General features: G+C 41.4%; 18 protein-coding genes and 1 pseudogene. 1 reads left to right on the forward strand and 18 read right to left on the reverse strand.

From position 1 onward, the window contains the following. Window positions 1-121 precede the first annotated feature (121 nt). The 13 genes and pseudogenes from NIAKO_RS13265 to NIAKO_RS13320 all read right to left on the reverse strand — a co-directional run bounded on the left by NIAKO_RS13265 (window position 122) and on the right by NIAKO_RS13320 (window position 16,777). Window positions 122-1,036: a metallophosphoesterase gene (locus NIAKO_RS13265; RefSeq protein ID WP_081195973.1), complete on the reverse strand. Its 915-nt coding sequence runs from the start codon at window positions 1,034-1,036 to the stop codon at window positions 122-124. 45 nt (window positions 1,037-1,081) lie between these two features. Continuing rightward, a complete protein-coding gene (locus NIAKO_RS13270) occupies window positions 1,082-1,645 on the reverse strand; it encodes a hypothetical protein (protein WP_014218948.1) in 564 nt (187 codons plus the stop codon). After that, entirely contained in the window at window positions 1,626-2,822 is a 1,197-nt protein-coding gene (locus tag NIAKO_RS13275) for a DUF4221 family protein (RefSeq protein ID WP_014218949.1), read from the reverse strand. Before NIAKO_RS13275 ends, NIAKO_RS13270 begins: the two co-directional genes overlap by 20 nt. Before the next feature lie 83 nt (window positions 2,823-2,905). Further along, window positions 2,906-4,000 (reverse strand): hypothetical protein, encoded by a 1,095-nt coding sequence (locus tag NIAKO_RS13280; protein WP_014218950.1) that lies wholly within the window; start codon window positions 3,998-4,000, stop codon window positions 2,906-2,908. A gap of 94 nt (window positions 4,001-4,094) precedes the next feature. Then, window positions 4,095-4,433, reverse strand: coding sequence for a hypothetical protein (locus NIAKO_RS13285; RefSeq protein WP_014218951.1), 339 nt, complete (start codon window positions 4,431-4,433; stop codon window positions 4,095-4,097). Between the two features lie 181 nt (window positions 4,434-4,614). Then, window positions 4,615-7,113: a metallophosphoesterase gene (locus NIAKO_RS36680; RefSeq protein ID WP_165761304.1), complete on the reverse strand. Its 2,499-nt coding sequence runs from the start codon at window positions 7,111-7,113 to the stop codon at window positions 4,615-4,617. A 121-nt stretch (window positions 7,114-7,234) separates the two neighbouring features. Then, window positions 7,235-8,599 carry a RagB/SusD family nutrient uptake outer membrane protein gene (locus tag NIAKO_RS13295; protein WP_165761305.1) on the reverse strand — a complete coding sequence of 455 codons (1,365 nt, stop codon included), beginning with the start codon at window positions 8,597-8,599 and terminating at the stop codon, window positions 7,235-7,237. 93 nt (window positions 8,600-8,692) lie between these two features. Then, window positions 8,693-12,115, reverse strand: a complete 3,423-nt coding sequence (locus NIAKO_RS13300; protein WP_014218954.1) for a TonB-dependent receptor — start codon at window positions 12,113-12,115, stop codon at window positions 8,693-8,695. 119 nt (window positions 12,116-12,234) lie between these two features. Beyond that, window positions 12,235-13,482: a FecR family protein gene (locus NIAKO_RS13305; protein WP_014218955.1), complete on the reverse strand. Its 1,248-nt coding sequence runs from the start codon at window positions 13,480-13,482 to the stop codon at window positions 12,235-12,237. A gap of 448 nt (window positions 13,483-13,930) precedes the next feature. Next, window positions 13,931-14,422 (reverse strand): STN domain-containing protein, encoded by a 492-nt coding sequence (locus NIAKO_RS13310; protein WP_014218956.1) that lies wholly within the window; start codon window positions 14,420-14,422, stop codon window positions 13,931-13,933. Window positions 14,423-15,234: 812 nt separating this feature from the next. Beyond that, window positions 15,235-15,384, reverse strand: a pseudogene (locus NIAKO_RS39720) (RNA polymerase sigma factor); the annotation flags it as partial. An 18-nt stretch (window positions 15,385-15,402) separates the two neighbouring features. Beyond that, window positions 15,403-15,987, reverse strand: a complete 585-nt coding sequence (locus NIAKO_RS13315; protein ID WP_014218957.1) for an RNA polymerase sigma factor — start codon at window positions 15,985-15,987, stop codon at window positions 15,403-15,405. Between the two features lie 322 nt (window positions 15,988-16,309). Further along, window positions 16,310-16,777: a hypothetical protein gene (locus tag NIAKO_RS13320; protein WP_014218959.1), complete on the reverse strand. Its 468-nt coding sequence runs from the start codon at window positions 16,775-16,777 to the stop codon at window positions 16,310-16,312. 193 nt (window positions 16,778-16,970) lie between these two features. Between NIAKO_RS13320 and NIAKO_RS13325 the strand changes: the two genes are divergently transcribed. Next, entirely contained in the window at window positions 16,971-17,228 is a 258-nt protein-coding gene (locus NIAKO_RS13325) for a hypothetical protein (RefSeq protein WP_014218960.1), read from the forward strand. Window position 17,229: 1 nt separating this feature from the next. Here the strand turns inward: NIAKO_RS13325 and NIAKO_RS13330 are convergent, their stop codons facing one another. The 5 genes from NIAKO_RS13330 to NIAKO_RS13350 all read right to left on the reverse strand — a co-directional run bounded on the left by NIAKO_RS13330 (window position 17,230) and on the right by NIAKO_RS13350 (window position 22,813). Beyond that, window positions 17,230-18,357 (reverse strand): TIGR03364 family FAD-dependent oxidoreductase, encoded by a 1,128-nt coding sequence (locus NIAKO_RS13330; RefSeq protein WP_041346723.1) that lies wholly within the window; start codon window positions 18,355-18,357, stop codon window positions 17,230-17,232. Window positions 18,358-18,431: 74 nt separating this feature from the next. Beyond that, window positions 18,432-19,724: a DUF5690 family protein gene (locus tag NIAKO_RS13335; protein ID WP_014218962.1), complete on the reverse strand. Its 1,293-nt coding sequence runs from the start codon at window positions 19,722-19,724 to the stop codon at window positions 18,432-18,434. 50 nt (window positions 19,725-19,774) lie between these two features. After that, the gene (locus NIAKO_RS13340; protein WP_014218963.1) at window positions 19,775-20,440 is read right to left on the reverse strand and encodes an HAD hydrolase-like protein; all 666 of its coding nucleotides are present in this window, start codon (window positions 20,438-20,440) and stop codon (window positions 19,775-19,777) included. A gap of 129 nt (window positions 20,441-20,569) precedes the next feature. Further along, window positions 20,570-21,142 carry a phosphonate degradation HD-domain oxygenase gene (locus NIAKO_RS13345; RefSeq protein WP_014218964.1) on the reverse strand — a complete coding sequence of 191 codons (573 nt, stop codon included), beginning with the start codon at window positions 21,140-21,142 and terminating at the stop codon, window positions 20,570-20,572. Between the two features lie 93 nt (window positions 21,143-21,235). After that, window positions 21,236-22,813, reverse strand: a complete 1,578-nt coding sequence (locus NIAKO_RS13350) for a SusD/RagB family nutrient-binding outer membrane lipoprotein (RefSeq protein WP_014218965.1) — start codon at window positions 22,811-22,813, stop codon at window positions 21,236-21,238. Between the last annotated feature and the right edge of the window lie 39 nt (window positions 22,814-22,852).

Here is a 22,852-nt window from a genome sequence, read left to right on the forward strand (position 1 = left end):
CTAATAGAACAGACGATTTTTACAATATAACCTGTATTTAAAGGATAGCCGGCTTAATTGGGTCAGCCTTTAAATACAGGTTATGTGTAATTTAAACGTACTGCACAGTGTCCTTTATCAACTACTTTAAACGTTCGCGCTTTCCATCTTTATCAACCCTATAAAAATTATTCCCTTTTATAAAAAGGGCTTCAGAAACTCCTGCAGCATGATTAGTATCTACATTAATTATCTTCCCATTGAAAAATGAGGTAACCTTGTCTACTATTGTATGACCTGTGATGATCATCTTTGCATCAAACTTTTTCAGAATGGTATCCACCTGGCCTTCAGAAACAGCCGCCCTGTAATAACCCCGGTACCAAAAGGGAGACTCATCACTGTTTAAAATAGCATGTAAGGCAGGATCAGTAAACAGCTCATTAGCCCTGGTATAATATGGCCGGGCCAGCTCATTGATCTCCGTAACTGACAAATTCAATTTCAACAACGCTTCTGATATCCCTCCATGAACAAACAGGATATCCCCTATTTGTTCAATTATATTTTTAGTACGTAACCATCGCCACAATTCACTATTGCCATCATACAATGCTGTTGCCGGGTGCCGGGAACCTGATGGCGTTATTGCATATTTGGGATGTATATAACGCCAATCGCCATTCATATTCATGATCTCATGATTGCCAAGAATAAAATGCACATGCCCGCCATCCCTTTGGGCCCTTTCTTCCAAAGAATAGATCAGCCAGAGGCACTCCATCACTTCTTCACCACGGTCAAAGCAGTCTCCCAGTATAACCAAATGATTATCTTTAAACGACCATTTCAGGTATTTATCTATTATTTTATAATTTCTCAACAGCAGGAACAGCGATTTGAAATTCCCTTCAATATCAGACAAAACAAAAATTTGTTTAGGCGCATCATATACGCTTCTTTCATTACGCAATTGTTCCTGTAACCGCAGGTGGTAATACCTGCCATCTGCATCCAGACCCGGAACAAGCATAGGTATATTAACTTTTGTAAGCATTTACAAATATTCAGGTATTTATCATTAATATGCTGCAACGCTGTTTCAAGGGGCCATTCGGTGACCAGAAAAAAACTCCCTCAGGTCTTCCCGTACTGTTCGGGGAATGGCAGCGACCTTTTTATATACTTTCCGGCTACTGGAATAGTATATGGTTGGTTTGTTCTCATACAACAAAAGCCTATGAGCCTCATTGGTGCTATCTAATAAAAGCTTATCTGTTTCAGGCATCACTTTATTGTTCTCCTGGAAATACCCTCTGATGGATTTGTAGCCGCCATTTGCAGAAATAATAATAAAATGATTATTGGGTAAGTCATTTTTATGTTCCGCAATGCTGTCAATGGTTTTATTACGGCATGCCGGACAGCTGGCTTGTACCGGCAATATCAGGAAAGCCAGGGAGTCTTCCTGTTCTTTATTAGAAACAGCAGACCTGGTTAGCTGCATAAGGTTATTAAAAATTGCAGATTGCCGGCTGTCATCTGCAATTAATTCAATGCTGTTTTTTTTATCCCCGGATTTGCAATGGATCGCCAATACTGACAGTATAAAAACAACTATATAGTAACCACTCTTCCCGGGAAGGTTATTTGATGATGTTCTCATTTTGTGCCAATTGATTAATTGAATAGGAGCTGTCATCACTATATGCCAGTCGGATAAAATGCAAGGCAAATTCATCTCCTGCTTTCGTTTGGGCATAGATGCCACCCTCCTTTGTAAAAAATAAAGTATTGAGCCAAATGGTTTTATCTATTTCAGATTCACCTATAATTTTAAAATTTTCATTAAAAATGAGTAACCGTTGAGTTCTATCCAGTTTTTTGGCCTTATACTCGGCCTCGCTTATTTTACTTTTGACTACACGTAAGTATCTATTTTTATAAGGGTCAAAATAAACAGGACCATATGAATCCTTTGTTATATAATTCTCTAGTTGTTTTTCACCTGTTGAGAGTTCTTCTTTTGAAACGGGGGTAATGGGGGCATCCTGGTACTGGCTTTTGGCAAAATAAGCAGCGTGAAAATCTGCCAGGTTCGTTTCATAAATGCAGGTGTCTGCCGCAAAGCTGAAAACAAAACGGCCATGGTTATTATAGCAATAGCTGTAATCTAAAAAACTATATCCAAAAATATTTTTCTGGTATAATTCCGGCAGGTGATAATGCAGGGATGCCTTTTTGTTATGCAGGTCAAAGGCATATAACACCTTCCATTTTTTCAAATCATCCAGGGAGGTTTCTTTAACATAGGGCCTTACTCCCGCAAATAAATGATTTCCTTTAAAAACGGGCGGGTTATTGTTATCGAATAAAGCAAAGGCATTATCAGGCTTTTCAACAAACTCAACTGATTTTTTGATCTTACCCACACTATTCAGCAGGTACAGCTTATTTTGATTAAATACAAAAACACTGTCAAAGCTTTTAACATAAACCGTTGTTTTGTACAGTGAATGATGCAGCCATTCTTTAACCGGGATCCTTTTTATGGGTTGCGGAAATCGAAGCGTATAAATATTCAATGACCCGGAACGCTGATCAAAAAAAGCTAAGTATTCCTTTCCGTTTTGTGAAAATACATTTACCGACTTAATAGCATTAAAAGTACTATCATTCAAGGGTATTGAAATCGTATCTGGTTTGCTGGCAATTTGCACAGAATGGTATTGCGGTGGAATAAATACGTAGGTACTATCAATGGTAGCATCCCTTTCCCGGCATGCCTGGCTGCCTGCAAAAACAAACAAAATAATAACTGCAATATTTATTGTTTTCCTCATTTTTATCGTTTTCCATTTTCTTAAATCATGCCATATTGCCTGGTTATTTGAAACTCATCTTTACAAACGATTTAAGGAGCTTGCTATTTTTTTGAACGCACACGCATACTGTCTTCATAATGGTGCACCCATTGCTTATACTCAGGGAACCCAGGCTGTTTATAATAGTCTTTTAAGATCGAATCGGTAACCGGAGTTTCGAAACCAAGTTTTAATATTATATCACGGGCAACAATATATTGCAACAATCTTTCGCGAAGCTGTCCGGCGAAGTTTTGTTTTACCGCATCATATTGAAAAAGGTTACGCTTCTCTCTTACACCCAGGCTGTCATTTCCATAATCAAAGTTGAATTTTTTTAAGACCTGAATGCGGTTATATTGATAGAAATAAGTAACCATTCCGTCGTAGTCTTCTTTTGACCTTAACCACTTAGCCAAACTCCCGTTAAGCGTGGAGTCGCAAATAGCCTTCATATCTCCCTGTGTTAACCCGGATGTACTGTTTTTCATCAGGATGCTATTAAAATTCAAAAATGTCTCTGCGCGCTGTTCCTCCACTCTGTCAATTGTATGCACCTTAACCCAATCATAAATAAATGGGGAAACCTTTTCTTTATAGGATTCAAGAATAGCCATTGACACTTCTTCACAGGTGTCCAGGTAACTTTTCCAGTTTAAATAGTCTTTTAAGGAGTTTATAATGAAGAAATCCTTTGTAGGTTGTTGTTTTTTTATTTTTTTCAGCGCTCTTAATATCTCGTGTTGTAATTGCAAGGCTTCGGCGCCTTTGCCAGTGTAATGGTAGCCATCTTTATCCAGCACTACATGAATACTATCGCCCGGGTTAATAAGCACTCCACTTCCTAACAATGCAGACTCTGTTAGTATTGGTTTATCGGAATGTAAGGCCCAGTGTACTTTTTGATCAGTATCATTGTCCCTGTCCTCATTCACCTGCCATTCAGGTTTTAGTTCCATTTGTTCCAGTGGCATCCAGCCAATTTTACCAACATCATTAAGTGAAAAAAATAAATACTTTTTATAATCATTCGCATTAAGCTGTCCATCGATTATGATGTTAGCACCTTTGTCAGTATCTGCATTCGATTCCACACTCATACATGACCAGTGCATTATCATTATACTATACATAAGTATCAGGATGATATTCTTCATGCCGGGACTTTATAATTTCTTAAAATTTCGGTTACACTCTATTTAAACAAAAGGAATAACTTTCCTTTCGAAAAGTTATTCCTCTATTCAAATGTTAGGCTCTTGTTACATGGAATCCGTCACCATTATGGGTATTTAAACCGGTATTGCCTGGTGTTGCTACTGTAGTAGCTCCGGCATCACTTGTAACTGCTCCGTTTTCAGCATCACTGGTAAAACTGTTAACATTATCAGTTGCAGTAAAGTCACAGGAATTTGCCAAACCAGCTTTACAGGTCTGTTGCTGAACACCGCCTGCGCCAACAGAGTTCTGCAATGCACCTGAAGCTTTGAAAGCGGGCTTCTCTTTTGGCATAACCCAGGCAGTTACCGCTGAAGCTCCCATCAGTACAATACCCAGAATGGACAGCTTTTGAATTGATCCTTTTTGCATAAATAATAATTTAATGTTAATGAATGAATAAGTGTTTCTTACGGCCATAAGACATTACGAAATTATATCCAGCCACTGCAGTTCAATTGCAGCCGAATATTAATTCGTGTATAGTGAAAAAAGAAAATGCATCAGTCCTTCCCGGGCTGATGCATTTTCTTTCTTTTTAGCAGCTATTTAATCACCTGGTATACTGCATTGTAATTGGTTGTTCGTTTGCTATCAATTCTTTTATCACGCCTGACCTACCTAAACGGAAAAACCTGTCATGTTCAATCAGCAATGCCTCAGATTTACCCTCAGCATGGTGAACGTCGGTATTAATAACCTTACCCCCATAATGAACACTAATGGTGTCTGCCACTATAGTATGACCGGTTATAATATGTGATACCTGAAACTTTCGCAATGTGCTGTCAATAATGCTTTCCTGGTCGCGGCCTTTATAGTACCCACGGTACCAGAAAGGCGATGTTTTGCCGTTAAAAAGCGCCATTAGCTGCGGCTGGCTGTTATTTGTTTTAAATTCATCCCGGTTATCCAGGTGTGGACGTACTTTATCATTTATTTGCTGTAATGACAAATCAAGTTGATTTACTTCCCTCGCAACACCCGCATGCAAATAAAGCACATCTCCAATCTTTTCCATTATGTTTTTAGTCCGTAGCCAGCGGCCCAATTCTGTATCGCCGGTAAACAGATCTTTATACTTTAACTTCAACAGTATAATATTGTGTTTGTATTTTTCCTGAACGTATCGTTGATCGTTGGACAGGTTAAGTATTTCATGATTGCCCAATATAAAATGCACATATCCTCCGGCGGCCCGGGCTTTATCTTCCAATGCATATGTTAGCCAAAGACACTCAGTAACCTGTTGTCCACGGTCGAACATATCTCCTATGAAAATCAAATGCCCCTTACCAAATGTCCAATTATACTGTTCATCGATAACCCCATTTGCCTGTAATAATTTACGAAAGGCATCAAAATTGCCTTCAATATCAGAAAGCACTAATTGTTTTTCTGGCTGAGGATAAATGGCCGGTTCGTTTTGCAGGGACGATTTTAATGTTACTGAAAATGTATTTGGATATTGATCAGTGCTTACCTGAAATGTAATTGATTTATTCTTAACGCTGCTTTCTGTTACCGGCAATGATCTAATAATGTAATCCATTTGCAGGGTATCACCTTTATAGAATAGATAAGGACCATCATTGAGCTGAGCCAGTTTTGTTCTTATAAGATTTATCAGGCTTGTACCATTATCTGAACGTGGATCAGGAACAGGGTGTTCAGCTATCTCTCCGCTCACTCCCAGTAAAACAACATCTGGACAGGAATTAATACCATAATCTTCAAGCATGTCGTTATTTGTACTGCCTGTAGTGAGGTTCAGTATTCCCAACTCAAATTTTTCCTTTTGCTTTATTGCCTTCAGCCATTTATCCTTATCAGCATCAGTAAATACATTTACAAAAGCAACATTGGTATCACCTTTGAAACTTTGCCGCACCCGCTGCAAAGCCAGGGCCATTGAATCACAACCGCTGGGATAACGGTTATCCCAGAAATTTAGTAAAGTAATTTTATTTCTAAAATTTTGAATAGAATACACGTTGCCATTAATATCCTTTAACCTGAAATCCAATGCAATTACTTCGTATTCGTCTTTGAAGTTATATTTAACAGCCGCCGTTTTTTCAAAGTTCCGCATCCAAAGTTTATAATCCCGAAAGCCTGGTTGGTTATAATAATCCCGCAACAATACTTTTGTTAAAGGATGTAAATAACCCAAATCTTTAATTATTTCTTCGGCCAGTATAAATTGCAATAACCTTTCCCTTAACAAACCGGTATACAGGGTTTTGATCTCCTGGTAGTAAAGAAGGTTTCTTTTGGCGCCGGTATTGAAATTATCAGCTTCCCAATTCCATCCCACTTTATTAAAAACCTGTACCCTGGCATACTGGTAAAAATACCAGGTCTCATTATCGCCGATATAATCGGCCTGATTCCGTAACCATTTTGCCCAGGGTTTATTCAGGGTACTATCTGCAATATTTTTCATATCACTTACAGTCAACCTACAGTCTGCATTTTTAACACGATAATCATTCAATACCAGATAAGCTTCGGTTCTTTGAAATTCGACCTCCTTTATTGCCCTGTTTTTGATCAGCTCATACATTACCGCAGGTATTTTACTTTTATATAAATCGAGCTGCCGGAGAATAAATTCCAGTTTGTCATCAGAATACTTTTCCCAGTCTGTAAAGTCCTGAACAGATTTAATCTTTACATAGTGTGACAAGTGTTTTAGAATATCATTCTGGTATTGAAAAATGGAAAGCTGCAGGTTAAAAGACTCCATCCCTTTACCTGTAATTACAGGCTGGTTATTCACAAAATTGATCCGGAGACTGTCACCTGCATTAATAAAGATCGACTGTCTTAGAAATGGCAAACGTATCAATCCTGGCTCTCCTATATTTACCAGCCATTTCACCTGTTTGTTGTCAATCTTTTCTTTTATAAATGATTCCGAATTCCGCAGGGTTGTTGTGTCAAACTTATATACCCATATCCCTAACGAATCACTAAAATCAATATGTTGTTGTTTATAATAATCATAATAACTACTCTGATTTGTCGGAGGCGCATCAGAAACTATCATAGTTTTTTTCGGTTGCGGAAAAGATAAACCTAATTTGGTAAAGCCCAAGACAGCGAGCGTCAACAATAATTTCTTCTTATTCATGTCAATTTTTTCAAGTTAAAGACTTAACAACTGATAACTAATAATCCAGGTTCTGCGTAAGCTGATATCCTTCAACATCCTGTTGGGGTAAAGGAGCAATCGCCTTGTTGCTTGGATAAGGCAGGCTTTTATTATTCCCCCATACGTCTACCCTGCTTACACCCTTCTTCCAACGTAACAGATCGAACATCCGGAGCCCTTCAAAACATAATTCTCTTCTGCGCTCGGTATAAATAGAGTCCAGCAACGAAGCACCGGTTACTGTATTGGGCAATGCAGGCAGCGTTGCTCTTGATCTTATTTGATTTACATAATACCTGGCACTGTCTTCATTACTAATTTGAGCATAGGCTTCTGCAGCAGTAAGGTACATTTCAGAAGACCGGATTATAGTTTGATAATAAGAGGCTGCAGGAATAGTATAGTTGGCTATAACCCCCTGGGGATATTTGGTTACTTTCCAGGTAGTACCACTACTGGTAACCCAGCCTGCACGAATATCAGATGGATATTGCTTTAGCAATAAGGCCATATCGGCAGTAGATAAATAATAATTATAAGTAACAAATGTTGCCCCTACGAATACAGAACTGAATGTGGTAGAACTGGAGTTGGATGGGCTCAACTGAAACAAAGCTTCCGTTTCAGTAGTCGTAAATAGTTTCGAGGGGTAACCAGTTGAGGACGCCGGCATAATAGGTACAGTTGCGCCAACTTCTCTTGCCGTATTTTTTGCAGCAGTATAATCTCCCTTAAACAGGTAAACTCTTGCCAGCAGGGCCTTTGCCGCATTTTTATTCATAGTAAGCGCACTGGGCGTTCCTGCCTGAAACAATGGAATGGCGGCATTCAGGTCATCGATCATGGCATTGTATACCCCGGCTACAGTTTGGCGATCACTAATTGGAGCGGCCCAGTCTGAACTGGTGACAACAGGTATGCCCGGATGTGATGCATCTGTCGTAAAATTGTAAGCCTGGGCAAATGTATTTACAAGAAGAAAATTTATATAAGCCCGGATTGCCAGTGCCTGGGCTTTCATATTATCAGCCTTTTGGGAATTTTCGCTTCTGTATTCTTCTGATTTTTCCAACACAAAATTGCAGGCGCGGATAATTCCGTAACCATTTAACCAGATTTTATTTACATTTTCAGAATTTGCTGCATCAACAGTGTTTTTGCTGGATAATTGTGACCAGCTGTATTCCGGAAAAAGATAAGGGACACTGGCGCCTGACGGTTTTAGATTGTCGGCAATTATTTCCGGGTATGCCGTTATACTCCCAAATGAAAAAAGATCTTTAGCAATATTGACATATACCCCATTTAAATAAGCGCTTGTTGTATTCAGGTCATATACATTAGCTTCTCTGGTTACGGTAGCAGGATTTGTTACGTCCAAAAAATCTTTTTTACAGGACATTGCAAGAAGCGACAAAAAAATATTTAGAAATAATAGCTTATAATTTTTCATAACATCATTTGAGTGAGTATGTTAAAGATTTATGTTCAACCCGAATGACCAGGACTTTTGATTTGGATAGGAAAAGCCATTTTGTCCAACCGCATTGGTATTTGAAATATCCCCGCCGGGATATTTGGTCCAAACAGCCATATTATATCCTGAAACGTATGCCCGGACCGAATTCAGGTTCAGGCGATGGGCGATCTGAACCGGAATTGTATATCCTAAAGTAAGGGTCTGTAATCTGATATAATCTCCATTAAATAAAAACCGGGTAGATTGTTTTGCAGGGTTTGTGTTATTAAGAAACCTCTTGGGATTTAAGGCTTCGTCACCTGGCTTCCGCCAACGATCCAATGCACGTTTGTCCTGGTTAAGCAAGGCAAGGCTGCCGTCGTTTGTTAAATTAACCCCGGAATTATCATATACCTGGAATCCATACTGGTAATAAAAAATGGCTGAGATCTGAAAATTTTTGTAAGTAATATTATGAGTGATGGCCCCAAATCCATCCGGCTGCGGTTTCCCAACATATACCTTGTCTTTTGCAGCTGACGAATAGGTTGAGATGATATTACCTGCAGAATCCAGCCATTGGGCGCTGCCATTATCCGGATTTACTCCTGCCCAACGAAGCATGTAGAAAGAGTTGAAATTCTTACCAACCTTGTTGAGTAAGACACCTGAAGAACTAAATTGTTGAACATTGGCTTTTGTCAGTACATTTTTATTGGTGCTCCAGTTAGCATTTATGCTCCACTGAAAATTTCGGCATTTTATAATATCTGCAAAAAGCGACAACTCAACTCCCTTGTTTTCCATATCACCCAAATTGTTTCTTTCATTCTGGAAACCGGTAGCCAGTGGCAGGTCAATGGAATATATTACATCCTTTGTCTTCTTTTTATACACGTCTGCTGTTACTCCGATCCTGTTATTCCAAAAGTGAACTTCCAAACCTGCATCCCAGTTAAAAGTTCTTTCGGGTTTTATACCAGGATTACCGGCTGTTCCAAAAGTTGATGCAAGACCTATAGTATTTAAATAAGTATAGTTTGATAATAACTGAAAGCGTGTTGCCTGGTCTATAACAAATGAATTACCTGCAGCGCCGATGCTTCCCCGCAATTTTAAATAACTCAACCAGGACTGGCTGCTTTTTAGAAATTTTTCTTCTGTTGCCACCCAGCCTGCACCTGTTGACCAAAAGGTCCTGAATCTATTCTGAGTTCCGAACAGGGAAGAGCCATCTGTTCTTATGCTTGCTGTTAAAAAATATTTATTATCATACCCGTAATTAGTTTGGCCAAAATAAGAAAGCAGGGTTTGTTTCAATACTAAATCACTGGGAGATTTGGTGGCAGTATTTATAACCTGTGTTTCATCAACATTTCTAAATCCTGTTCCCGTTACACTTAAATTTTTAGTGTATAGTATCTGAGCTTCCTGACCTGCCAGCACATTTATACTATGTTTGACGCCAAGAGTGCTGGTATAGTTCAGGATATTAGTAGTGATCAGGTTTGAGTTACGGGTGTTTTGCTGTTGAATACGCCCTGCTGTTGCACCGCCTGGCGTTGCGCCGGTTGTTGGATCATATAAACGTGGATCATATTTCTGATACGCGTCTAAAAACATAAAGTCGGTACCTAAGGCAGCGCTAAATTTAAAATGTTTCAGAAAGCTTACTTCCCCGTACAATTTGGTCAGTCCCCGAAAACTGGTATTACGGTTCTTATTATACTGTAGAACGGCAGCCGGATTTGCAGCAAGAAAAGGATCTGAGAAGTTTAAATAATAGTTTCCATCACTCAGGCGGTTTGGGTTCAATGGTGTATTTAAATATGCGATAGCATAATAATCTCCTCCTATTAAGGAACTAAAATCCTGAATATTGTAAGACAAGGCGGTATTCACGCCCAGCTTTAACCAGTTAACCGGGCGGTTTTCGAAGTTGAAACGAATGGATTTGCGGTCATAACCAGTTGTTTTTACTATGCCATCCTGTTTCGTATATTCTAAATTCAGATAGAAATTAGTTTTGTCAGTTCCACCGGATACAGATAGCTCATTACTTAAGGTAGAAGCGGTTTTTGCAAAAAGCTCATCTTCCCAATTGGTAAATGGATAAAAACTGGTATCGGTACCATTAACCTGAACCGGAAATTGTTTATACAATTTAGATCTTATAGAATCCTGATTTGTATAACCGGAATTAGCGTACGTTTCAAATAAAAGATCCAGGTATTCATCCCGGTTAAGCATTTCAACTTTTCCCTTCAGTCTTTTTGCAACATCAGCCTGGCTCCGGAAACTTATTCTTGTTTTACCCGCTTTCCCCTTTTTAGTAGTAATTAAAATAACGCCATTACTGGCTTTAGCGCCATACAGGGCCACAGCAGACGCATCTTTTAACACGGAGATATTATCAATGTCTGAAGGATTTAACTGAGCCATTGGATTTACAACAGCAGTTTCTGACTGGGAAAAGTTTGATTGAGATGGATAAGCATCCTGTGTAACAGGAATACCATCAACAACAATTAACGGATTTCTTATTACAGACGGCGGGTTTACAACATTGCCAGCTGTAGATATCCCTCTTAGCACAAAATTACTCAATCCACCACCCGGCTGTCCTGTACCACTGGTCACCAATAACCCAGGAACAAGCCCCTGGAGGGATTTATCAACCGATCTGTTAGGCAGGTTTTGAATATCCTCTCCTTTCACCACGGTTACCGCCCCGGTATTCATCCTTTTGGTTGTGGTATTATACGCTACCACCACCGCTTCATCAAGGTCACTGGCTTTCTGATCCAGATCAATTGTTATAAACCCCTGCCCATTCACTTTAATTTCCCGCGTTTCATGACTTACACTGCTTATTATTAAAGTAGCATCCTCATCCACTTCAGCCAGCGTAAAAACCCCATCCTTGTCGGTACTGGCGCCATTGTCGGAGCCTTTGATCATGATACTGGCGCCGGCTACCGGAAGGTTGTTACTGGTTACTTTACCGCTTACCGCAATGAGCTTACCCTTACCTGGGTTAGAAAAAGAAACGGCAGTCGGGATAGGTGCGGAAGACTGCTGCTGCTTTCTTTTTACAATGATCGTTTTATCCACTATAGCATAGCTCAATGGCTGATTACGGAAACAGGCGTCCAGCGCCACCTGCAGACTTACATTCTGCAGATTAAGGGTAACTTTGACAGCTCCCTGCAGCAATGTTTCATTGTAAAAAAAACGGTACCCGCTTTGCTTTTCGATGCTTTGAAAGACTTTCTGAATGGATACATTCTCATCCCGGATCGTAATCCCGCCCCGGCCATTTTCGGCTTGTATAATGGCCGGATTAAAAATCGTTAAAAAAACAAGAAATCCTGCAAATACCAATACAGGTTTGGCCAAAATCTGACCGCTACGGATGCACCAGGTCCGTAATTTCATACATTTGCGTTTTAGGTTTGATAAATAGAAATGTTCTCAACAGTTTTTATTTAAAAATGACCCAACCAAACATGGCCGCCCCATCTCGAACATGGGACGGCTTTTTTTATGGCTATAGGTCAGTTTCTCACAATTAGCGTGCGGCCTTTCAGTTCAAACCTAACTTCGGAATACTCCAGGATCTTCAATAACTGGCTCAGGTTTACATTCCGTCCAATCTTCCCGCTGAATTTATCCGTTGGTTTTCCTTCAGGATAAACGACCTCTATATCGTACCACCGGGCTACCTGCCGCATCAGCGTACTGATGTCGGCGCTTTCAAACAGGAACTCACCATTTTTCCAGGCAATCACCTGTTCAAGGTTTGGTGAATGGTCAATGGTGAGTGGTGAGTGGTGAGTAGTGAGAGGGTTTGCGATTGCAATAGCCTGTTCTCCTGGTTTCAGCACGACTGATTGTTCTAGCTTTGTCTTCTGTCCTCTGCCCTCAGCCCATTGCCTGCTGCCTACTTTCACAGAGCCCTGCAACAACGTAGTTCGAATGCTGCTTTCATCATCGTATGCGTTAATATTAAAGTGCGTCCCCAGCACGGTCACTTCTTCTTTATTGTTCACATTCACAATGAATGGCTTTTCCGCATGGTGCGCCACTTCAAAATACCCTTCACCGGTGATGGTAACCCTGCGCTCATTTCCAATGAAGGCAGTAGGATATGTAATGGACGAAGAAGCATTCAGCCATACCCGTGTGCCATCAGGCAATTTTACCTGGAATTGTCCGCCCGCCGGTGTGGCGAGGGTGTTATATGATACGGTTGTTGCCGGTGTTGGGGAGGAATAGCTCAACTCACCTTCCTGCTTTTCTATCTGCACGGCGCCCTGTTCGGCCAATAACCCGTTTTGGGCATTATCCAGTACAATAGTTTTTCCATCGCTGAGTTTCAGGATGGCCTTATTACCACCGGGCAATACATCGTTGGTGGCAGTTTGCGCTACCTGTTTTGTGGCGGGCCCGGGTTTATTCTGCAACCAGAAATAAGCTACGGTTGTTAATACCGCTGCTGTAGTTACCGCAGCGGCCAGGTACCTGTACCGCTTTGTATGTTGTACAGGGAAAGGAATAACAGGTGTGGTTTCAGTTGTAGCACGGTCAATTTTTCTCCATACGGCTTCTTTTGCATTTTCCGCTTCATAATAGTTGATCAGCTCCTGGCGCAAGGTTTCATCATGCGTCAACTGTTGCAGCAAATCTCGGTTACGCTGGTTTTCGCCAGCCCATTGTTCCAGTTCTATCGATTCTTCTACCGTCAATTCTCCCCGCCACTGTTTAATAATAAGGGATGCAATTCTTTTAACTACTAAATTCATTTCAATGGTTTAAATAATAGCCTGCCTTCCCAATGAGATCAGGCGTATCAGTTACTTAATGTTGCAAGCGAATGGATAATGGCAATCGTAGTGCAGGAAAAGGTAATGGTTTACATACACTTTCAGGATGAGGTTGGAATGTGCGATGAATGCGTATGTAACCTAGAAACGACGGACTGTGAGTTTGTACCAAAGTAATTTTGAAGAATTCTTTTGAGATAACAATTCGATAATATGGAGTTGATTGTCAGGGAGCTGGGTGGTTAGTTATTCTCCATTCATACCTCTTTTAACAGTGCTTCTGTTGATAAATATCGAAGGAGTTTGCCTGTTTCTTAATGAATATCAAAAAAAATGTTCTTTCTGAATTTTGACTGGTACAAAAAAGGGTATCGATCGTATTAGACCGATACCCTTCCCTATTGTTTACACCTTTATTCAAAAGGCATTATTTTTTTCTTTTCTTTTCTTTTAACAGGTCCCTTAACCACTTTCTCATCTCCTTTCTAAGCTTTCTTTTTATTTTTTGCGGCCATTTCCTGACAGTTTTGTAAATTTTAAAGCTCCGGTCGGTGTAGTATAATAACAACAATGCAAACAGTGACCCCGACTCGTCACTATTCATTTCATCTGAATTCAAAAAAACATTTCTCTGGTCAATGGTGTAAGTTATAGGCTGGTCCTTTAAACAAATATTGAGCGCATTTTTCAGCGTTGTATTTTTAAGATTGACAGATACTTTCTTTTTGTTCTTAAACAGATGATTGTTGTATTCAAATTTATAACCGCTTTGCCGCGCCACCTCTTTCAGCACATTCTCCAGAGAGGTGTTTGTTTCAGTGATTGTGATACCTGTGGAGTCGGGTAACATACCTGATTGCAGGGCGCAAGGAGAAAACGTTAAAACAAGGATAATCAAGTTTTTGATGATCTTTTTCATTACGTTGTAGTTTTGTTATTCAGGAGTATTTTGAGCAGTATTACTATACACGGAAAGGCCTTCCTGTATCAGATATACTAATACAGGCATGCGAAGCCATTTATACACCTCAAAGGCTTGTGTCGTTAATGGCTAAATCATTTTTAATTTATTCTCAGGCTTCAGGTGGAGGTGAAAATTGCAGCAGGAAGGGACTTCGGGGAACGTGACAGCTACCAATGTTCATAATGATAAAAATTGCTTCTGGCAAATACCTGGAGTGAAAGACCAGTGCAGATAACATAAGTATGTCGGTAAAAAAATCGGATCCGATCTTATGTATTATAATACACTCTTTTCCGTTTTTCAAAGTACAAACCGCTTTAACGGTCCCCGGCGATTCATCGCATAGATAACCCTGTAAAACTATAACCGTATTAAAGGAGTGTATTAATTGACAGCAAGTAGAGATAATTGGCAGACTAATCAATAATAGGTAGACACATTTGCAGGGAATGCTCATGTTTTAGTTTTGGTTAAAAAAATAATAATGCCTCTCGTTCAAGGCAAGTTTGGTTGGGAATTTAAGCTACTACTCAGTATTGAACCTGGTCTTTTGTAGAATATTGGTGGTTGAAAATGATCTGTGCAGTTTACTTCAAGGGAAAATTGGCAAGCAATAAACTTCGCTCAATATTAAAACGACAATAAAGAGCTTTTATACTAATAATATTTAATAAAAATTTTACATCAATTGACTAATCAATCGGTCAACTACAGATATTGCTCATGATGAATAAACGAATGTTGTTCATAAAAAGGGAAGAAAATAGTCACTTATTATTTCTTATAATAACCTTTAAAACATTACGAAGCCGCTTTAAGGCCCTGGTTTTATGATTCTTTACGGTTTGGAGATTGATCTGCAGTTGATTTGCGATCTCTTCATTCTTTAGGTCATTCATGTAGGACATTTTAATTACCTGACGGCACTTTGCCCCTTACACCATCATCAGTATAAACAACACAAACAATTCCATGTTGTAATTCTCCAGGGCAAGCCTTAATAGTTTAATGGCGCGTGCTTTTTGATTGCGAACTGTTTGTTCAGTGAGGGATAATTGTGCGGCGATGGCTGCATTCTTCTTGCCTTCGAGCCAGGCCATTTTGAAGATGCGTTTGCACTGGGTGGGCAAATTTTCAATTTCGCTGTGCAGCTGTTTCAATACGGCGGTTTTTATTTCATCATTGGGTATGGAATTGCCTTCCTCCTGTTGGGGTACCGTATAGCCGAAAGCCTGTTTGTTTACAGTTTGCCGTTGCCTGTACCGCAGATAATCCATACAGGCATTACGGGCTGTAATATATAAGAATGCTTTTATATTCTCTTCCGTATTAAAATTGGCACGCAGCTTCCACAGCTTTACAAACGTTTCGGCGGTAATATCCTGCGCCTCTTCCCTATCCCCGATCACCTTTTTGATGAAGCTGTACAGGCGGCTATAGTGCATATTATACACTGTAGCAAAGGCGTCTTTGCTTCCCTGTTGAAAACCAGCAATAATGTGGTGCCCCGGATTCTTCATGAACCAGTTCCGTTAAGAGTGGTTATTTATTGATTAATAACAAGCAATGGGATAGGTTCAAAAATCGTAGTAGTTGTTAATTGTAGCTTTTTGAAGGCAAGGTTTACTGTGGTAAAAATAATCAAATTTAATATTGACTTGTTTAAATAATTATTAACCCGGCCAAAGACCAGGCAGACCGCCATGTTATATACAATTTACAATATAACTATCGCTTTGTTATAGAATATCCATTAAAGCTTTTCCTGCTTTAATGAGCAGCCATTAAAGCTGCTCGTTTATTGAAAAAATATTAACAATCTGTCAGCTGATGTGAATAAGTCTATAGTGAGAGATCCTTTGTTTTTTGGAAGGTGTGGATGTTAGTGAACCAGCAAATACCTAACACTATGCCTGCCTGTTCGAAAAATGAAGCGTGTCGTGTGGGGCTGGCCGGTATCTGACACACCGCCAGTGGCTCCTGTTTGTTGTGCTGATGAACGATCAGCTTTGGCTGGTTATTGTCTACAATGTTGTAATCGAAGACCTGTTTATTGATCTCAAGACGGCCGGTATTGTTGTGGTTATGGTGGGCGAATTTTCCCTGCTCAACACCATATACATTTTTAAAAACAATGCGGTTGCTATAGCCATTTGTTTCCATAAAGAACACTAAACGTTCTTCCTTATACGAGATGCGCACCGACTGTTGTTCGGGACTGTACTTCATTACAGCCAGTACCGACTCATCATTTACCAAATGATATTCCTTGATATCGGCCGTTACGTTACTTATCAGGGTCCACTTCATGCAGTTAATTTAGGTGGTAAAAATCGCCGCAAGGTAACTTTTACAATGGTTACCCCGGTATTAAATCACTGTTACTAATTTATATCATATAATAATTAATAAGTACCGGTATTGGATTTTTGGTCAAAAACTTAACATTGAGAATGTTATGCTTTTGTTACCTTTAGATTAAGTCTTTAAAATCTATTCTTGCATGAGCACAACAAAAAAACAGCCCGCATCAGGGAAAGTATCTAAGAAAAAACTTTCTAAAGTAGTTCTTGAAAAACTGTCTGGCAGCCTCACTGATTATCATTTAAAAGATAAAAAGCTCGAAAACCGGTTAGAAAAGGTTAGTAAGCTGTTAGCCGGCGATATCGTTAAAGTGATGAAAAAAGAAACGCCTAAAAAAGAAAAAGCTACCCATAGCAAAAAAGCAGACAAGAACAAAAAGACAGCTGTAGCTCAATAATTTACAAGCCAGCTATTATTTCTTCTGCCAGTCCGAACGAGAGGGTCATGCCGGCTCCCCCCAGCCCGTTAAAAATGTAAACCCCCGGTTCGGGCGATTCAAACAGATGACTTTCTCCATTGGTGAGTTTTGCATACACCCCATTCCAGGTGGAGGTAATGGTATTGCTTTTGAACCGGGCAAAGGTTTGTAAGTAATCAATAATCAATTGATTAATGCTTGCTTTATCAAACGGATCGGGCGATAACCCATATTCATGGGAGTCTCCCACCGTTAGTTCGTACCGGCTATTTTGCGATACCATTACATGCACTCCCCACCGTACATGCTCAGGCAATTCCTGTTCGTACCTGCGGCGCAATAACAGCAAAGAGGACGCTTTGGCGAAACTTTTATAATGGATCAGCGATAACCCACCGCATAACGAGGGGCCTATCTCCCATTTATCGGGTTGGGCTTCAAACCGTATCATCTGCAATTTGCACCGGGTAACGGGGATTTTCCCAAATACTTCGGGGTACAGGGTCTCAAAATCGGCGCCGCTGCATATAAAGATCAGGTCGGCGTTGTATTGTTCATTCAACCCAACGTATACGGTGTTATCGGCAATATAACTAACGCATTTGCCCCATTTGAATTCAATGCCGTGCCGCTCCTGTAAATAGAATGGCAACCAGGCAATTGCTTCCCGGGGATCCACAATGGCTTCTTCGGTACTGTACAATGCCCCCATTAACTGCTGTGGCACCACGGCGGGTGATTTTTCCAATACCTGTTCGGGGGTAAGCAGGGTTACCTGTCTTTCTAACCTGAACAGTTCATACAACTCCTCCAACACCTGCCATTCATTTTGATTATAGGCCAGGTGCAAACTGCCGCTCTGCTCGCAATGAAAAGCGCCGGTTTTACTAATCTCCTGCCAGATGTTCCGGCTGCGAATGGCCCGCTCGTACCACTTCCCTTCCGGCTGTCCAATAGGCCAGATCATTCCAAAATTCCTTATGGATGCGCCAGTGGCCTGTTGATTGCGCTCCAGGGTGGTTACTGCATATCCTTTTATGGCCAGCGCACGCGCCATTGCCAGTCCGGTTATCCCCGCGCCAATTACAATTGCAGTTGGTTTTGCCATATAGTTAGTTTTAAAAGCCAAACGCTCAACGCGGAACGCCGAACGCAAAGCCATTATTTATACTGTATTTCGCATTAAGCATTAAGCGTTCTGTGTTCAGCAGCTTTTTTGTACTTCTTAATAAAGTAGAACCAGGAAAAAAAAGTTCCCAATAACCCTGCTACAGAAAACAGGACCACGCAAGCCGGATAGAACTGCGTCCAGGTTAATTGTAACCGGAATATTTCTTTTGATAACATCACGGCCGAGCTGCCCAGGTAGCCCCAGGCATCTACCACATAGATCAAAAAACCCACATTACCTGCTATTTTAAATGACGCTATCAGTCGTTCAAAAAAGATACAGTTAAAGGGGATGTAGCCCATATATAAACCCAGTCCGGCCAGTTGCATCCACAACAAACCATTGAGCATTCCTGCAATAAATAAAGCTGAGGAGATACCGGCGAGCAAAAAACCTGCGATCACTGCCACGTGGGCCAGTTTTAAGGCGCGGATGTTATTGCGGATAAACACCAGCAGGCTCATTACCAGTAAGATCACCAGGGAAATGGAAGTTTCGGTTTGGGTAAAGATGGCCGGTTTTGAACCATAGCCCAGCTCACTGAAGATGTTCACCATGAAATTGTCGCGCACATCGCGCATAATGGTCAGGAACAGGTAAGCCAGGATTACAGCCACCACGCCGCTGCCGAATTGTATAAAAAACAACCGGCGTTCTTCGCGCGTCATCGGTTGCCGTTTCGTTCTTTCCTGTACATCGCTTTCATCGGGCGGGGGCATTTTCTCCAACAAATAAAACAGCCCTATCAACGGCACTACGAAAAATAGCCCGGTTACAAAGGCCAGCCATTGTTCGGGTACCTGCCAGTCGTCACGCACCCACAAGGCCACCGAGCGGGTAAAACCGCCGGCAAATATGAAACTCACCGCCATAACTGCGCCGATAAAATCCGTTGCCCGCCGTCCTTCTACATAACTGAATACAATGCCCCACATAAAACCCAGCATAAAGCCGTTTACAAACAGGCATAACATACCCCAGGGCGCGGGCACCAGCCCAAACACCCCTAAACTCAACCAGGCGGCGCCTACTAACAGCGCACTTGTTTTCCAGCGGCCATAGCGCTTAAGTTCGGCTATGAACCGGATACCAAAAAATTTACTGAGCATATACCCCAGTCCCTGGCTAATGATAAGCAGGGTCTGGTATTTTATACCGGCAAATGTGAGGTCATTGAAGGTGGCTACGGTAAATGGCTTGCGGTATGCATATACCGAGGTATACGCCATAAACGCCACAACCGCCAGCACCACCGAGGTGCTGACCTGCTTTTTTGTATAAGTTGGCGAGAGTGTGATATTCAAAATATTGAATATTGAATGTCAAATATTGAATGTCGAAGTGAATACAGGCTCTATAATAGCCCTGGTAATTCAGCCAGGCTGTCGATAATGTGATCGGGCTGATATAATTCCAGTTCCTCACGGATATAAGCACCGGTAGTAACACTTATTACCAAACCACAACCGGCATTCCGGCCTTCTTCCACATCTACCCTGGTATCGCCCACTTTAGCAACGGCTTTACTATCGCTAACCTGCAATTGCTCCATGATGTGCCGGATCATATATGGCTGTGGGCGCCCCTCCGGTACTTCATCGCTGCAGATCACTGTATCAATCATGCCGGGCGTATTCCATTGTAACCGCTTCAGAATGGCATTGGTAACAACGCGGGTAAAACCGGTATTGAGGGCGATCTTTACCCCAGCCTGTTTCAATTGCTGAAAAGTTTCTTCTGCATATGGCAGCGGTTGTAAGCCGGAATCGTTTTTATACAGCTCCAGTATGTTCCGGGTAAATGCCTTATGAATCTGTTCTATCAGGGCCTCATTACTATCATCGGGCACCAGGATTTTTATCGCATCAATTTTTCTGAAACCCATAACATGGTTCACCGTATCGGCCGGGATATCCATATTAAATTCCCCGAATGCATCGATAAACGCTTTGGCTACATTGCCGGTGTCCTGTACGGTTGTTCCTGCTATATCAAAAACCACTAATTGTATGTTGTTCATATATTATTATAATGATGCTTGAGTAATAATATTTGCCTTTCATGAAACGGCAAACACCGACGCGGCCAGTGCCGTTTTTAGCCTCTATCAACCCTGTCAACTTTATCAACTTGTCAACCTGTTAACTTGTCAACTCTCCAAAAGATGCCTAACAATCATCTCCCTGTATCTATCCAACCCAGACACCTCCATCCCTTCTATCTTCGCCACATCATCCCAGTGCCGCATTTGAATAATAAGATGAAACAGGGGGTCTTGTTCAAATGCTACGGCTTCGTCGGTTAACATGGGGCCGCCCTGATATTCCAGCGTTTTCTTACTAGCTTCTGACAATTGTTCATAATACAGAGGATCTTTCCAGGTGAGGTACCGTTTGGCTTCTACATGCGATTCAACCAGGCGGGATAATCTTTTGGAGAACCCTTTCTCCTTTAAAAAAACGGCTCCCACTTCTTCATGGTCTTTAATGCCCCAACCATCCATAGCATTGTGCTCGTGCGCGGCCTCACAAATATGCCCGATGTCGTGGAGAAAGGCAGCCAGGATCACTTCTTCTTCATAGCCCTGCTGTTCGGCCAAACGCGCGGCCTGCACCATATGCTCCAGCTGCGTTACCTTTTCACCGGCATATTCACTCCCGCCATATTGTTTATACAGTTGAATAATTTCATTTGCAATGTTGGTGGCCAATGTACTGTTCATCGTGTTTCTTATTTGTTTTAACTCCGGCGTCCCGAAGAGTCGGGACACCGGAGTTCATCTGAGAAAATGTGAGATTTACTTCCTATGACCGTGTTATTTTATGATCCACATAAGACCATTGATATCGTCATTACCATTGAACTGACCTTGCAGTGCTTTTGTATAATTGGTGGTATTGCCTGCCTTTTCGTTTACCGGATATTGAAAGCGCATGGCAATACGGCCGCTGTTACCGGTACCAGGTCCCGTGGTAAAGTTGGGCACGCCGGTACGGCGATATGTGAAATATGATTCCAGGCCCGAATGACGGAACAGCGCCAGGTATTTCTGATTGAGTATCTGGGTTATACCGGCTGCATTATTACCGGCATAAGTAACGGCTGTTTGCGCATAATAAGCGCCGAAGTCAACATTGATCGATACAACATCATATTTTGCATCTGAACCACCCGGACTACCGTCTTTGATGAAGTAAGCATTGAACTTACCTGATTCGGGGATACCATAAAAAGCCATGGATGTTTTTATCCCTGCTTTATAATAATCTTCTGCAGTTCCCAGGGCGCCTGAAGCGGCCCAGCCCCTGGCTATACCCTCTGCAATATTGAAACACATTTCAGCAAACCCGATCTGGATCGAATTCTCGCCCAAATAGGTTTGATAATAATGCCGGCGATTGATGAGTGAATACTGTCCGCCATTGGCTTTGATATACATAGCGCCGAGATCTTCACCCGGACTGGCGCCCAGGTAGGCATCGTAACTGGTGGTGCTTTTTCCCGCTGTTACCAGGGCGGCGGCAGGTTCTGCTGTTACAAATACCCGTGGGTCCTGTAACTGGGTTAACAAACCTATGTAGGTGCCGGAAGTGTTATAGCGTGATCCATCGAACCCAAACGTGCCTGGGTTCATCGGATAGTCGTTGGAAGGATGCACGTATACAAACTGCAGGTTATCGGTAGCATCTTCCATAATGGGATACTTCGTCTTATTGCCAACAATGGCGGCAAACTGCTGTTTAACGTTTATGTCTGCATCATCAGTTCTTTTACTTAAATGGATCAGCAAACGGATGCGGTAGGTATTTACCAGCTTCTGCCATTTAGAAAGATCGTTGCCGTAATAAAAATCCCGCTCCAGCGTGTTGTCTTTGGCGGTTATCAGTTGGGCCAGCTCATTATTGGCGCTGTCTAACCACAACAGTGATTGCTGGAAGATCTTTTTCTGGCTGTCATAATCCGGGGTAAGATTGGCCCTGCCCTGTAAGGCGCTTGTCATTGGCAGATCGCCCATGGCAAGACTCATTTTTGTAAAGAAATAAGCTTTGAAGAATTTAGCCAGCGTAGTATAAGGATTCAATGAAGCGGCTCCGCCTTTGATGGCTTCCTCTTCCATTTTAGTCACATTCTTCAACGTGGCGTAATAATCATCGCCCGATCCAAAATCGTAGCGGTTATTGCCATAATAATCATAATTACAGCAATAATACTGGCACCAGCGTTCTTTCATGTTATTAGGCGCCTCATACATATTGAACTCAATACCGTTCAACAGCAGCGAAGGTTGCACCGAAGACGGTTTGTTCTCATTTTTGTTCATGTCGTTAAACGACTTCTTGCAAGCAGTAAAAGCCAGTGCAAGAAACAAGGGGATATATTGAATACGTTTCATTGTAATAGTTGTTTTTGTCAAGAAAGGATCCGTTCCAGG

Origin of the sequence: Niastella koreensis GR20-10 (genome assembly GCF_000246855.1) — a bacterium.
Taxonomy (GTDB): Bacteria; Bacteroidota; Bacteroidia; order Chitinophagales; family Chitinophagaceae; genus Niastella; species Niastella koreensis.